Origin of the sequence: Pedobacter terrae, from assembly GCF_900100705.1 — a bacterium.
In the GTDB taxonomy this organism is placed as follows: Bacteria; Bacteroidota; Bacteroidia; order Sphingobacteriales; family Sphingobacteriaceae; genus Pedobacter; species Pedobacter terrae.
In genome coordinates, this window is the sequence record NZ_FNCH01000001.1 from 500,491 (window position 1) to 515,187 (window position 14,697).

7 protein-coding genes, 1 tRNA gene and 1 other RNA gene are annotated in these 14,697 nt (G+C 39.8%); 6 read left to right on the forward strand and 3 right to left on the reverse strand.

Going from position 1 to position 14,697, the window contains the following annotated elements:
* Positions 1 to 495: 495 nt before the first annotated feature.
* Positions 496 to 1,962: a glutamate synthase subunit beta gene (locus BLR60_RS02175; protein ID WP_090496407.1), complete on the reverse strand. Its 1,467-nt coding sequence runs from the start codon at positions 1,960 to 1,962 to the stop codon at positions 496 to 498.
* A gap of 3 nt (positions 1,963 to 1,965) precedes the next feature.
* A complete protein-coding gene (gene gltB, locus BLR60_RS02180; RefSeq protein ID WP_090496408.1) occupies positions 1,966 to 6,465 on the reverse strand; it encodes a glutamate synthase large subunit in 4,500 nt (1,499 codons plus the stop codon).
* Between the two features lie 415 nt (positions 6,466 to 6,880).
* On the opposite strand from gltB, the gene ffs reads away from it, so the two are divergent.
* Together ffs and fsa are read left to right on the forward strand one after the other, a co-directional pair.
* An RNA gene (gene ffs / locus BLR60_RS02185) (signal recognition particle sRNA small type) lies at positions 6,881 to 6,980 on the forward strand.
* 91 nt (positions 6,981 to 7,071) lie between these two features.
* Positions 7,072 to 7,731: a fructose-6-phosphate aldolase gene (gene fsa / locus BLR60_RS02190; protein WP_090496409.1), complete on the forward strand. Its 660-nt coding sequence runs from the start codon at positions 7,072 to 7,074 to the stop codon at positions 7,729 to 7,731.
* Between the two features lie 1,486 nt (positions 7,732 to 9,217).
* On the opposite strand, the gene BLR60_RS02195 is transcribed toward fsa, so the two are convergent.
* Positions 9,218 to 9,724, reverse strand: coding sequence for a D-glycero-alpha-D-manno-heptose-1,7-bisphosphate 7-phosphatase (locus BLR60_RS02195; protein WP_090496410.1), 507 nt, complete (start codon positions 9,722 to 9,724; stop codon positions 9,218 to 9,220).
* 665 nt (positions 9,725 to 10,389) lie between these two features.
* Between BLR60_RS02195 and BLR60_RS02200 the strand changes: the two genes are divergently transcribed.
* From BLR60_RS02200 to BLR60_RS02215, 4 genes are all read left to right on the forward strand, one after another.
* Positions 10,390 to 10,462 (forward strand) — tRNA-Lys (locus BLR60_RS02200).
* 356 nt (positions 10,463 to 10,818) lie between these two features.
* Complete coding sequence (locus BLR60_RS02205) at positions 10,819 to 11,154, forward strand: hypothetical protein (protein ID WP_090496411.1); 336 nt, start codon at positions 10,819 to 10,821, stop codon at positions 11,152 to 11,154.
* Positions 11,155 to 11,846: 692 nt separating this feature from the next.
* Entirely contained in the window at positions 11,847 to 12,665 is an 819-nt protein-coding gene (locus BLR60_RS02210; protein WP_244155566.1) for an alpha/beta fold hydrolase, read from the forward strand.
* Entirely contained in the window at positions 12,652 to 14,694 is a 2,043-nt protein-coding gene (locus BLR60_RS02215) for an ATP-binding protein (RefSeq protein WP_090496413.1), read from the forward strand. Before BLR60_RS02210 ends, BLR60_RS02215 begins: the two co-directional genes overlap by 14 nt.
* The last annotated feature ends 3 nt before the right edge of the window (positions 14,695 to 14,697 follow it).

Genomic DNA, 14,697 nt, shown 5'->3' on the forward strand with positions numbered 1-14,697 from the left:
GCGGAATGAAACTTAATGGCGATGAAATCGCCTTTCTCATCCATCATCGTTGCAAACGAGGACGATATGGAGCCGAAGAATTTTTCCAAACACCATTTTTTCTCACGACATTAATAAATCTGTGTTCAGCGCATTTATTATCTGTTGTTAATTCATTCCGTGGTCTCCGTGTTTCCGTAGCGAAAAATCATTCACAACTAAACGGATGATGGATGCTGAAACAAGTTCAGCATGACGACCACAGATAATAAACGTTTGTAATGAGGGCAATATCATCCCTTAAAGAATCGTCATCCTGAATTTATTTCAGGATCTATCCAATAATTATATGTCAACAAGTATTCATTCCGTGATTTCAGTACGTCCGTGGCAGAGAATTAATTAACTACTAAACAGCATAATAGATACTGAAACAACTTCAGTATAACGGCCTCATAAAAACAAAAAAGGTCGTGGTTTGCACCACGACCCAAAAAATATAAATTTAAAACCTATTTAAGCATATGCCACTGCATCTTTAGATGCCAGTTTAGTTGCGCCCATTAAGTATTCATCTACCTTGCGGGCAGCTTCTCTACCTTCTGAAATGGCCCAAACCACTAATGATTGTCCGCGGCGAACATCACCAGCAGCAAAAATCTTGGCAATATTGGTTTGGTAGGTATATTCAGATGCCTTTACGTTTCCGCGGTTATCCAACTCCACACCTAGTTTTTCAATTAAACCTTCCTTTTGAGGATGCAAAAATCCCATGGCTAACAGCACGAGTTCACATGGAAGATCCCTTTCGGTACCAGCAACTTCTTTGAATGTAACCGGACGCCCGTTCGCATCAATTTCCCATTCTACATCAACTACTTTTAATGCTTTAAGGTTGCCTTTATCATCAGCGATAAAGTTTTTAGTATTAACGGACCATGCTCTTTGCGCACCTTCTTCATGAGAAGAAGTATTTTTTAACAACATCGGATAATTTGGCCAGGGCATGTGATCGTTGCGTACCTGAGGAGGCATTGGCATAATCTCGAATTGTGTAACTGATTTTGCTCCATGACGGTTTGAAGTACCGATACAGTCAGATCCGGTATCACCACCGCCAATTACAATTACATTTTTACCGGTAGCCATAATATCTTCTGCTTCGACAGCTCTGCTTGCTACACGTTTATTTTGTTGTTTCAAAAAGTCCATTGCAAAATGCACGCCTTTAGCCGAACGGCCATCAATGGGTAGATCGCGTGGAATAGTTGAACCGCCTGCCAATACAATCGCATTAAAATCGCGCAACAAAGTACCTATTTCTACATTTTCGCCTACATTGGCATTGCATTTAAAAATGATGCCTTCTTCTTTCATCAAATCAATACGGCGATCTACCACATTTTTCTGTAGTTTAAAATCTGGAATCCCATATCTTAATAAACCACCCGGGGTATCATCCCGTTCGAAAACGGTAACTTCATGTCCAACTTTATTTAACTGAGCAGCAGCGGCTAAGCCTGCAGGACCTGAACCAATTACGGCCACTTTTTTACCCGTTCTGATTAAAGGTGCCTTAGCTTTGATAAATCCTTTTTCGAAAGCAATCTCAATGATGTGCTTTTCAATTTCCTCAATAGAAACCGGTGGCCGGTTAATACCTAATACACATGCTGATTCGCAAGGCGCCGGACAAATTCTACCGGTAAATTCTGGAAAATTATTGGTGCTTAATAAAATATTGGTCGCTAATTCCCATTTTTCCTGATAAACAGCGTCATTAAATTCTGGTATCACATTACCCAGCGGGCAACCTGATTGGCAGAAAGGTACGCCGCAATCCATACAACGGGCAGCTTGATTGTTTAATTCTTGTGGAGGTAAACTATTTAAAAATTCACCATAATGTTTTACACGCGTTGCAGCCGCTTCTCTGGTGGGTGCAACTCTATCGTATTCTTGAAATCCTGTTACTTTTCCCATGGCCTAGTGTGTTTTTACTTGTTGGTTACGTTTGCTTAAAACTGCTTTGTATTCTTTAGGGAATACTTTTACGAAATGAGCCGATTGAGTTTTCCAGTCGCTTAAGATAAACTCAGCTACCCTGCTATCTGTTAAGCGGATATGTGTTTTAAGCAAAGCTAAAATACGCTCTTCATCTTCTGCCTGAAGTGGATCTAAATCAACCATTTCTTTGTTGCATTTGCGTTCAAAGGTTCCATTGGCATCATAAATCCAGGCCACGCCACCACTCATACCAGCAGCGAAATTGCTTCCAGTGTCACCCAGAATCAGCACTTCACCTCCTGTCATGTATTCGCAACCATGATCGCCTACACCTTCAACAACGGCTGTTGCACCAGAGTTACGTACGGCGAAACGCTCACCCGCTTTACCACGGGCAAATAGTTCACCAGAAGTTGCACCATACAGGGCCACGTTACCGATAATAATATTTTGCTCGGGAACAAAAGTTGAGTTTGAGAAAGGATAAATAGCCAGTCTCGCACCTGATAAACCTTTACCTACATAATCGTTCGCCTCACCTTCTAATGATAACGTTACCCCACGGGTATTAAAAGCGCCGAAACTCTGACCGGCAGAGCCGACAAATTTGAAGTTGATCGTATCTGGAGGTAAACCAGCACCTAAATGAACTTTTGATATTTCATTCGATAACATGGTACCTATTGAACGGTCAGTATTTTTCACCTCAAAGCTGGCAAATATAGGTTCGTTATGATCAATAGCAGGTTGTGCCGCAGCAATTAACTGATGATCTAAAACCTGGTCTAAACCATGGTCCTGACTTTCTGTATTATAAAGAGGCAGACCATTTTCTTCCGCTTTGTATAATATGGCGGATAGATCAAGGTGCTTCAATTTCCAGTCTTCGGCAGGCAGTTCGCGTAATTTTAAAATATCAGCCTGGCCAATCATTTCGTTAATGGTTCTGAAACCTAGTTCAGCCATGATCTCACGTAATTCTTCAGCAAGGAAATAAAATAAGTTCACCACATGGTCTGCATCACCGGTAAATAACTTTCTTAACTCCGGATCTTGTGTTGCTACACCAACCGGGCAAGTATTTAAATGGCATTTGCGCATCATAATACATCCCGAAGTAACTAAAGCTGCTGTAGCAACTCCCCACTCTTCTGCACCCAATAATGCTGCAATGGCAATATCTCTACCTGTTTTAAGCTGACCATCTGTTTGTAAAACGATACGGTTACGCAGCTTGTTTTTAACTAAAGTTTGGTGTGCTTCTGCTAAGCCAAGTTCCCAAGGCAAACCAGCATGCTGGATAGAGGTGAGCGGCGAAGCACCGGTACCACCATCGAAACCAGATACCAGAATTACATCGGCATGCGCTTTGGCGACACCAGCAGCGATAGTACCTACACCAGCCTTAGAAACCAGTTTCACATTGATCCTGGCTGCGCGGTTGGCATTTTTCAGATCGTAAATTAACTGTGCTAAATCTTCTATCGAATAAATATCGTGGTGTGGAGGAGGCGAAATTAAACCTACACCTGGCGTAGAGTGGCGGACTTTCGCAATCCAATCATCTACTTTATGTCCAGGTAACTGCCCACCTTCTCCTGGTTTAGCACCCTGAGCCATTTTAATCTGTAACTCATCAGCATTGGTTAAATAATAGCTCGTTACACCAAAACGTGCAGAAGCAACTTGTTTAATTGCTGAACGCATGCTATCGCCATTTGGCAATTTGGTATAACGCATTTCATCTTCACCGCCTTCTCCGGTATTGCTCTTTCCGCCGATACGGTTCATGGCAATGGCTAAAGTAGAGTGTGCCTCATGAGAAATGGAACCGAAAGACATAGCTCCCGTTGCAAATCTTTTTAAAATGGCTTCAGTTGATTCTACTTCATTTAAAGGTACAGATGGGCGGCTATAGTTAAATTCGAACAATCCACGGATGGTGTAAGCCTGTTGTGTTTGCTCATTCACCAATTTAGAGTATTGTTTGAAGATATTGTAATCGTTTTTACGTGTTGCGTTTTGTAATAAGTGGATCGTCTGCGGATTAAACAAATGCGCTTCACCTTTACGGCGGAATTTATAAGTTCCGCCTGCTGGCAATAAGTTTTCGGTTTGTGTTACCGGGCCAAAACTGCGGTGATGTTTAATTAACGTTTCTTTGGCAATTTCATCCAGCCCTAAACCACCAATACGTGAAACTGCACCGGTGAAATAAGTATTCACGACTTGTTTATTTAAACCTAAAATTTCGAAAATCTGTGCACCTTGATAAGACTGCAAGGTAGAGATGCCCATTTTAGAGAAAATTTTAAGTAATCCACTGTTTACGGCGTAGATATAGTTTTTAGTCAACTGCTCAACTGATAAACCTGACTCATCTTTAAACTCATTAATGGTTTCTAAAGCCAGGTAAGGGTTGATTGCGGTAACACCAAAGCCCAATAGCGTAGCAAAATGATGTACCTCCCAAATATCACCAGCCTCTATTACAATACCTACTGCACCACGGTATCCTTTGCGGATTAAATGATGGTGTACTGCCGAAACCGCCAATAAAGAAGGCATTGCAGCATGTTCAGAATCGATAGCTCTATCGGTTAATACAATCACCTGGAAACCATCCTCAACCGCGTCAACGGCATAACGGCACAAACGGTCTAAAGCTTTTACCATAGCGCCAGGTTTACCATCAGCCCTGAAATAAGTCTGTAAAGTTTTCGCCTGGAAAACACCGGTATCAATACTTCTTAATTTCTCTAATTCCTGGTTGGTTAAAATCGGATGTTTAATGGCAACGCAATGTGCCTGTAATGGATTTTCTTCCAAAAGATTGCCGTTACTACCCATAAAGCTGGCCAAACTCATCACCACCTTTTCACGGATCGGGTCTATCGGCGGATTGGTTACCTGGGCAAATAATTGCTTAAAATAAGATGATAAGTGTTGTGGACGTTTTGATAATATAGCCAATGGTGTATCTGTACCCATTGAACCGATTGGTTCTTTGCCTTCAATGGCCATTGGTTTAAGCAAAAGATCTATATCTTCCCTGCTGTAACCAAAAACCTGCTGATATTTAAAAATAGACTCGGTAGATAAACCGGTGAACATTACACGTGGCTCAGGTAATTCCTCCAAACGGATCTGGTATTGATTAATCCAATCGCTATAAGGGCTTTTACCACAAACTTCTCCTTTAATTTCGTTATCGCTGATAATTCTGCCCTGCTCCATATCCACCACGAACATTTTGCCAGGCGTTAAACGGCCTTTTTCAATAACCGTACTTTGGTCGATGGCTAATGCACCAGCCTCAGATCCCATAATTACACGGTCATCAGAAGTGATGGCATAACGCGAAGGACGGAGGCCATTACGGTCTAAAGTAGCACCAATTAATTTACCATCGGTAAAAGCAATGGCTGCAGGCCCATCCCATGGTTCCATTAAAGTGGCGTGGAATTCATAAAATGCCTTTTTAACAGGATCCATATCTTCGTTTCCATCCCATGCCTCTGGCACCAACATCATTAATACATGAGGCAGGCTTCTCCCTGAGTGAAGCAACAATTCAATAACATTGTCTAAACAGCCTGAATCTGAATTGGTTTCGTCGATTACAGGCAATAGCATATCCAGTTCTTCTGGTGTGAAGTAAGCAGAAGCAAAAGACTTAACACCTGCTCTAAACCAGTTTAAGTTTCCCTGCAAGGTATTGATCTCCCCATTATGTGCGATAAAGCGGAAGGGTTGAGCTAACCTCCATGAAGGGAAAGTATTAGTCGCAAAACGCGAGTGAACCAAACCTAAAGCAGAAACCATGCGCTTATCGGTAAGATCGGTAAAATAGGTGCGTACCTGTAATGAAGTTAACTGACCTTTGTATATAATGGTTTGTGCGGAAAGCGAAACAATGTAAAAATCTTTACCACCATGAACGGTATTTACAATCAGTTTGATCAGGTAATTTTTAAAAACATAAAGTTTGCGTTCGAAATCTGCACCTGGTGCCACCGCGTATGGGCGGGCAATAAATACCTGCTCAATTTCCGGCTCAACGGAAAGGGCCATGTTGCCGATATCTGTTGTGTTGACATCAACTTTTCTAAAACCTAAAATTTCAAGGCCTAGCTTTTCAGCCGCACGGTAAATTAGTTCTCTGCATTCTTCTCTGGATCTGATATCCTTAGGCATAAATAACATACCCACACCATAATTATTGGTTTCTGGTAGGCTAAAGCCCGCTTTTAAACATTCGTCGTAAAAAAATTCGTGAGGAATCTGAATCATAATACCTGCTCCATCGCCTGTATTTGGTTCTGCTCCACATGCCCCTCTATGATCTAGATTCTCTAAAATAGTAAGTGCATCAGAGATGATTTGATGCGATTTCCGCCCTTTCACATGCGCAACGAACCCAATACCGCAGGCATCGTGTTCAAATTGCGCATCGTACAATCCACTGTTTGGTTCCATTCTTTGCTCGTTAGTTGTTAGTGTATAGGAAACACTAAGTTAGCAAAAACATACATTAAATTACAGAGTTGTTATGATTTTTAGGATAATTTTAGCCCTTAAGCAATTTAAAGTATATATATTAAAAAAATGACAATAGAATAGGTGTATTTTTGCTTAATTAATAATGAAGACATTTCGTATCAAATATGGTTTTTGAGCGTGAATTCTAAGTAAATCGTTTTAAATATAAGGTTTATTTAGAAGTGCGGTAGTTGCATAGCAAAGCCTATCCTGTAATATCATTAAATGGCATTTCCTCCAATCATTACGGATTTTAATTTTATTAATTTACTAATCAGCTACATAGCTTAAAAGTGAAAAAAAATGCAAAAATGCATTTTGGGAAACAACTTCTTTTTCTACCTTTGTGGCCGGGCAAGTCTTTTACGACCAGCTCCCTTTGAACTCCCCCAGGGTGGGAACACAGCAAGGGTAGAAGGTTGTAGCGGTGCGATAGAAGGTGCTTGCCCTTTTTTTACCCCCTTAATCCCCTGAAGGGGGGATACTAAATTCTTCAGGGGTTCTAGCAGCAGAACCTAATAATCATTTTAAGAATTTATAAACATGAAATTTTTTATTGACACAGCAAATCTTGATCAAATCAAAGAAGCGCAAGATCTTGGCATTTTAGATGGCGTAACCACCAACCCTAGCTTAATGGCTAAAGAAGGTATTACCGGCGAAGAAAATGTAATTAACCATTATAAAGCAATTTGCGATATCGTTGACGATAATGTAAGTGCAGAAGTGATTTCGACCACTTTTGATGAAATTATTAAAGAAGGTGAAGCGCTGGCAGCTTTAAACCCGAAAATTGTAGTTAAAGTTCCAATGATTAAAGATGGTGTTAAAGCCATTAAATATTTCTCTTCAAAAGGAATCAAAACCAATTGTACTTTAATTTTCTCTGCCGGACAGGCTTTATTGGCGGCTAAAGCAGGAGCTACTTATGTTTCTCCATTTCTGGGTCGTTTAGATGATATTTCCAGTGATGGTTTAGTTTTAATTGAAGATATCAGAACTATTTTTGATAACTACGGTTATGAGACCCAAATTTTAGCAGCATCAATCCGCGGACCATTGCACATTGTAAACTGTGCTAAACTAGGTGCTGACGTAATTACTGCACCGTTAGCAGCTATTGTTGGTTTATTAAAACATCCGTTAACCGATAGCGGTTTAGCTACATTTTTAGCTGACCACGCTAAAGCGGCGGGTAAATAAGTTTGGAGTATTGAGCTTGGAATGTTGAGTTCCAGGCACATACAAAAGTCCTGAATTAAGTAATAATTTAGGACTTTTTTGTTTAATAAATTTAATGAATAAGAATTCCTTAGGGCTTGCTACCTGAGCATTTTGCTTATTCCAAACTCCAAACGCCAGACTGGGCTACATATTTTCTTTTCAATACTTTAGTTAAAGTCTTTAGTCCTAAGTCTTATGTCGGATTTCCGGTTTAAGGCTTAGGATTTTTTTGTTATGGACATTTTACAAAATCTTAATGGGTAAGTGTGTGGAAGGATTTCGTAAGTATGAGTAGGAAAATCGTAATAGAATTTCAGTAGCTTACGACTGACGAAGTTACCCACCACTCCTTCCCTTTCTAAACTCCATCGGTCATTGCGATTTTTTGGAGAGCAGAAGCAGTGCGAATCGGTTTGTAAAGTCCTGCTTTCATTGTATTCCGGTAATTTTTTGATAATGATAAATATTCGGAAACCGGAATGCCATTTCAATCAGGTCTAGGTGGCCAGGGCATCTTACGAAATCTCAAAGGGTCAGCGCGTGGAAAGATTTCGCAGGTATGAGGTTGGGAAGCCTAATAGGATTTGAGGAGCTTTTGACTGACGAAGTATTCATCGGCTCCTTCTCCTTCTAAGCTTCGTAAGTCATTGCGATTTTTTGGAGAGCAGAAGCAGTGCGAATAGGTTTGTAAAGTCCTGCTTTTCATTATATTCCGGTAATTTTTCGATAATGATAAAATATTCGGAAACCGGAATGCCATTTCAATCAGGTCTAGGTGGCCAGGGCATCTTACGAAACCTTAAAGGATCAGCGCGTGGAAGGATTTCGTAAGTATGAGGTGGGGAAGCCTATGAGGATTTCAGGAACTTTTGATTTACGCCGTTACTATTCACTCCCTCCCTTTTCTAACTTCGTAACTCATTGCGATTTTTTTGGAGAGCAGAAGCAGTGCGAATCGGTTTGTAAAGTCCTGCTTTTCATTATATTCCGGTAATTTTTCGATAATGATAAAATATTCGGAAACCGGAATGCCATTTCAATCAGGTCTAGGTGGCCAGGGCAGCTTACGAAATCTCAGCGGGCAAGCGCGTGTAAGGATTTCGTAAGTATGAGGTGGGGAAGCCTATTAGGATTTCAGAAACTTCTAACTGACGAAGTATTCATCGGCTCCTTCCCTTTCTAAATCTGGTAAGTCATTGCGTTATTCTGCGTTAACGATGGAAACGGCATCCTTTTTGGACGCCATCCTGAGCGTAGTCGACCGGCAGCCAAAAAGATACAGTGTACAGCGTGTTAAAACGCCCAAATCATTAGAATGGATAATGTAAGATGGATGATGTAAGGTGGAGATAGGCAAATTGCAGGTTACATCTCCCATATTACATCCTTTTCTGACCATTAAGAAGTTCAGATCATTAATGTTGGTATGGGCGATTTGCTTACTCCAAACTCCTAACCCTGAACTCTAAACTAAAGATTCTCTTTTCAATACCTCTTTCACCTTCTCATAACTGATCTGCTCATCCGGTTCAATCAATATGCCCTTCACTCCTGCCCCATTTGCGGCATCTACGTCTCTTGGTTTATCGCCGATCATCACAGATTGTGAGGGATCAATATCGTACATATCAATGGCATCTAAAATCATTCCTGATGCGGGTTTTCTACATTTACACTCCCCGCCAACCGTTGGATGATGCGGGCAATAATAAAAGCCGGCAATATCAGCCCCTTTAGCCAAAAAAGCATTACGCAGCATTTGGTGCATAATGGCCAGTTCCTGCTCGGTATAGCGCTTTAAAGCAATACCGCCCTGGTTTGTAATTACAATCAACAAATAACCCTCATCGAACAGTTTTTTTAATACAGGGATTTGGTAATCTAAGATTTTAAAATCTTCCACACGGCAGATGTAATCGTATATTTCGTGGTTAAGTACACCATCGCGGTCGAGAAAAATAGCTTTGTTCATTATTGAGATATGAGATTTGAGAAATGAGATTTGAGACTCAGATCTCGTTTTATAATTCGCCAAAATAACTGAAAATTAAGGACAAAAGAAAGCCCGAATTTAATAAAGCCCGGGCTTAATCATTATTTTAATGATCTAATTATTTCAAGTTTAACCCTGCTGTATGCCCTCTAATTGCGAAATATAAGATGTATAAGTAACAAGAAAATACGGTTAAAAGATAGGCCAATTGAAAGTTAACATATAATTTTTCATTTAAGAAGCCATATCATAAAGGCATTAAAGCTCCTCCTTCAATTCCCATAATCATAAATAATGACCGGTTTTGGTCTCCGTGTTGGGATTGGTTTTGTTGTTTTTAGCATAAAGTTTGGTTCGGTTTATTTGTTTGGACCAGACTAAACAATAATTTTTAATAAATATGGATCACAGTTTCGTAATTTAAATTTAATATTTCTCTTTAAACTGAACTCATTCTGGATGTATAAATTTAGGCTAAGCCTAGGAAAAATTATCAAATCTATTCAAAAATAGAAAGGCCGAATAATTAATTTACCTATAAATCAATACACTAACACCTTTCAGTATTTTTTATTTGCATGAAACAGTCTGTAACCCTATATTTGCACCACTTTAAAGAAAACGGTTAACGTTTATATAAAGTAGATTCCGTAGCTCAGCTGGTAGAGCATTACACTTTTAATGTAGTGGTCCTGGGTTCGAATCCCAGCGGGATCACAGAAGATAGTATCAAAACTACGTAAAAGCTTGCAAATCAAATGATTGCAAGCTTTTTTGTTTTACCGGAAACACCAAAATATGCAATAAATCGCATAAAAAAAGTGAGTGATTCGGTGAGTGGTTTTACAGAGTGGTATACTCACTAGAAATGACGTAAGTTATTGACTTACATAAAGTTCAATCATTGAACGACTTGATACGATTAGACTGCAAGGCTAACTTTGTTAACTTTAAATCAGTCGATTATGAAAACTAATTTCAGTCTGCTCTTCTACCTGAAGAAACCAAAAAACTATCTTAAAGGTGCTGTTCCTGTTTATCTAAGGATTACCGTTGACGGAAAACCTGTGTAAATGTCCGCCAGCAGAAAATGTGAACCGGAATTGTGGAACACCAAAGCGGGTCACATGATCGGCACAAAAGAAGATGCCAAAACCTTAAATTCCTATCTCGACAAAATGAAAGCAGGTGTCACCGCTGCCCATACTTCTTTATGCCTAGAAGACGCAGAGATATCCGCTGAAAGCGTTAAATGCAAGTATCTGGGCAAGGCCGAAAAAATGCACACCATTATGGAGGCCATTAAAATCCACAACACAAACATGGCCGCACTTGTGGAGAAGGAAGATTATGCGGAAGGAACTTTCAATCGAGCGAAGATATTTTTGGAAAGTTGTAAGCTTCTCTAGTATCTCCATATCCAGCGCATGGCTTGGATTAAATGGGTTTTTATGCTCAATAAAATTAATACGCCGTAAACGATCTGCCACACATAGCTCGATGGATCACCCAGGCTTTCATCGGACAGATTCTACGCAGGATACGTTGAGTTCTCAATAAATAATAGTTAATAATGCCAGATAGAAGCATTGAAAATCGTCTTCAACACTATCATCTATATTATAGGCCAAGTTCTCAAGAATATCATCTTGTTTAAATCGCGCCTAAGTCTTTTAGTTCATCGCTTCTTTTTTCGAAATGTAAAAAATGGGAAAAGTTCATTAAATTGAACTTTTCCATCAAATAACCCATTGGAAATTTCGAACCATTTTATCAAATATTTGAAACGGTTAGAAAGCAACTGACTTAGGAAGAAAACCTTCGATTTCATGTGTACCTGCTCGATTAAAGATCAAGGCCCCTCATGTATCATACCGACCCAGTCAAGTATATTTTAGCTGTAAGCTTAGTCGTAATGATGTAGAAATAACTAAATGAAAGCATGCACTTTCAAATGTCATTCTGTTGATAAACCTACGGGTTATAATGAAAGCGATTTGCTATCAGTATTGAATAAACCGTAAAATTAATTTGTTTATTTATTTAGGGTTCCCTAACTTACATGCATCGGTATACATTATTTAATTTAGAGACACTAACTTTGGAATTACCAACGTCACTTGTAAACAAATACAACTTAAAAGTTGAGGGGAATCTGGAAGCAGCCCAAACTTTAGTTTTTGCACATGGGTTTGGAACAGACCAGACATCCTGGCGCTTTGTTAAGGAAGCTTTTTCGGAGAATTATCGTCTGGTATTATATGATAATATAGGTGGTGGCAAGTCTGATCCAAATGCCTTTAGTCCGATTAAATATCAGGAGCTTAACACCTATGCCTCCGATTTGCTTGAAATCGTAAACGTTTTGAACCTGAAGAGTGTAGTACTAGTTGCACATTCTGTAAGCTCAATGATTGGGATTTTAGCAGCAATAAGGAATCCCGCAGCTTTTTCAAAATTAATTCTTGTCGGTGCATCTCCACGTTACCTGAATGATGAAGACTATGAAGGCGGATTCTCCAGAGACGATTTAGACGTGCTTTTTAAATCAATGACAGCAAACTACTATGCCTGGGCAAGTGGGTTTTCATCTGTAGCAATGCGTAATTACGAAAAACCCGAACTCGGCAAAGAATTTGCCAGCACGCTATCTGAATTACAACCAAATGTAGCATTGTCGGTTGCTAAGGTTATTTTTCAGTCGGATTGTAGATTAGCGCTACCAACGCTCAAAAATAATGTCCTAATTATACAGATGAAGAACGATGTTGCGGTGCCTGAGGCAGTTGGACGTTACCTCCATACACATATTGAGCACAGTAAGCTACTTGAAATTGATGTAGAAGGCCACTTTCCCCAGTTGAGTGCTCCAGATCTGTTGAGTGTAGCGATCGAATCATTCTTAAATGAACAAAATTAATCAAACATTCTGGCTTCGACAGATAGTTGAGTACATGCGATGCCTGGATCAGGTAGAGAATGCTGATGCAAAAGATATCCTTGATACGCCGCTACGGAAACTTCAGGAGCTATCTTCTGCCAATAATATTTTCTTTATCGAGTTGAAAGATGCAGTAACCGCTATTGTTACCTATGCTTTTCCTGGCCCCGCTTCGCTGACTATGATTGATCCGAGCCTTTTTGAGAATATATCCGGGACAATGCCGATATACTTAAATGGCGTGCCATTTTCGGAGCTAAATACTAGAAATAGTGAAATGGGAAGTACTATAGTCCTTCCGCTAATGAACTCTAATCCTCGCAGTTGTGTAGTCTTGATATGGCATGAACCAATTAAATTCAGTCCAGAATTTAAAGAGTTCATTGAAATATCCTACTCGGTGTTGCGACGTGTAGCAAGGATATCAGCGGCTTTTTATTCCATTGAGCAACTTGAAGTCTATTTTAACGCAATTCTACAGACTGTACCACAAAGCATCATATTTATCGACGATTCTGGCAGCCGAAGTTGGGTAAATGAAAATGCTTCACGACTGCTTGATTTGCCTTCGGGCATCATAGAACCGGGTTTGTTGCATAGCAAAATGCAATCGTTCAGAAGTCTTGCAAGTAACAGAGAAGAAATTTTTGAGCGCGGAATGGAGATTTTTCAGTTGGGTCGAAAGGTTACAGGCGATTGGAAATGGATCTATTCAGATCCTGAACCTCGCGTACTAAATGTTTACTGTACCCCTGTCGAATCTAAAAGTATACAAGGAGTATTGTGGATGTTCGATGACATCACAGATAAACACTTTGCTGATCAGGAAATACACGATCTTAACATCAAGTTAAAGCTGGCGAGTGATTACAAATCACAATTTCTGGCCAATATGTCTCATGAACTCCGTACCCCTTTAAACAGCATTATTGTTTTGGCTGACCTGTTATCAGAAAATAATGAATGTAATTATACCAGCAAACAAGTTGGTTATGCTAAGATAATTTCGAATGCAGGTAAAGATTTGCTATACCTCATCAATGACATTCTCGATCTTGCAAAAATTGAAGCGGGCAAGATGGACCTGAATTTTGAAGCTGAAAGCACCAAGGAAATAGTGCAGAGTGTTCAAGGGCTATTTACAGAGGTTGCGCACTCAAAAAATATAAACTTTAGTATAAAGGTATCACCGTTGCTACCGAACTTTATAATGACAGACCGGTTGCGGCTTGCTCAGATTTTTAAAAATTTGCTTTCAAACGCTTTCAAGTTTACTCCGGAGGGCGGAAGTGTAGAATTCAGTCTCGACTGTAAACCTGAGAAAAATATTTTAGTGGTGCGGGTTTCAGACAATGGAATCGGAATCGACAGCAACAAGAAAAATGAGATATTTGAGGCCTTTAAACAAGCAGATGGGACTACGAGCAGAAACTTTGGAGGCACCGGGCTTGGTCTTTCCATAACCAAAGAACTGGTGTGGCGATTTGATGGAAATATTTTAGTTGAAAGTGCACTTGGGCTCGGAAGTACATTTATTATAGAGATGCCTTTAAAGAGAGCCGAGGAAGTAATGGCCGATCAGGTTCCATTGCCAGCAAGTTCGGTACACCCAATAAGTGAACCTGATCCAACCAAATATCAGGAATTAAACCAGAGGAGAATTTTAGTTGCAACTGGTGATATCCGTGAGGTTTTCTTATTCAATACAGCTTTGACAAATTGTGGGGCTTTCGCCAAACATGCTTCGTCAGTAGAAGAACTTAAACAAGAGCTGCTGATAGAGAACCCGGAAATTATCATTCTGGATTTAAACGTCTTCAGTGTTGATGCGGGTGCATTAAAAGCACAATTACGTAATGAGAGACAAGCATTGAAAATTATTGCACTTTCGGCCACTGCCCTCCAACCAGAAGAACTTGTAAGTGCAGAACTGGATGCAGTGCTTCATCGCCCGGTAGATGCATTACATTTGTTAAATACAATAAAACATTTATTAAAATCTACATAACAC

Bases quoted from the DNA above. Each gene is read 5' to 3' on its own strand.
- BLR60_RS02175 (WP_090496407.1), bottom strand. From the start codon at position 1,962: ATGGGAAAAGTAACAGGATTTCAAGAATACGATAGAGTTGCACCCACC.
- gltB (WP_090496408.1), bottom strand. From the start codon at position 6,465: ATGGAACCAAACAGTGGATTGTACGATGCGCAATTTGAACACGATGCC.
- fsa (WP_090496409.1), top strand. From the start codon at position 7,072: ATGAAATTTTTTATTGACACAGCAAATCTTGATCAAATCAAAGAAGCG.
- BLR60_RS02195 (WP_090496410.1), bottom strand. From the start codon at position 9,724: ATGAACAAAGCTATTTTTCTCGACCGCGATGGTGTACTTAACCACGAA.
- BLR60_RS02205 (WP_090496411.1), top strand. From the start codon at position 10,819: ATGTCCGCCAGCAGAAAATGTGAACCGGAATTGTGGAACACCAAAGCG.
- BLR60_RS02215 (WP_090496413.1), top strand. From the start codon at position 12,652: ATGAACAAAATTAATCAAACATTCTGGCTTCGACAGATAGTTGAGTAC.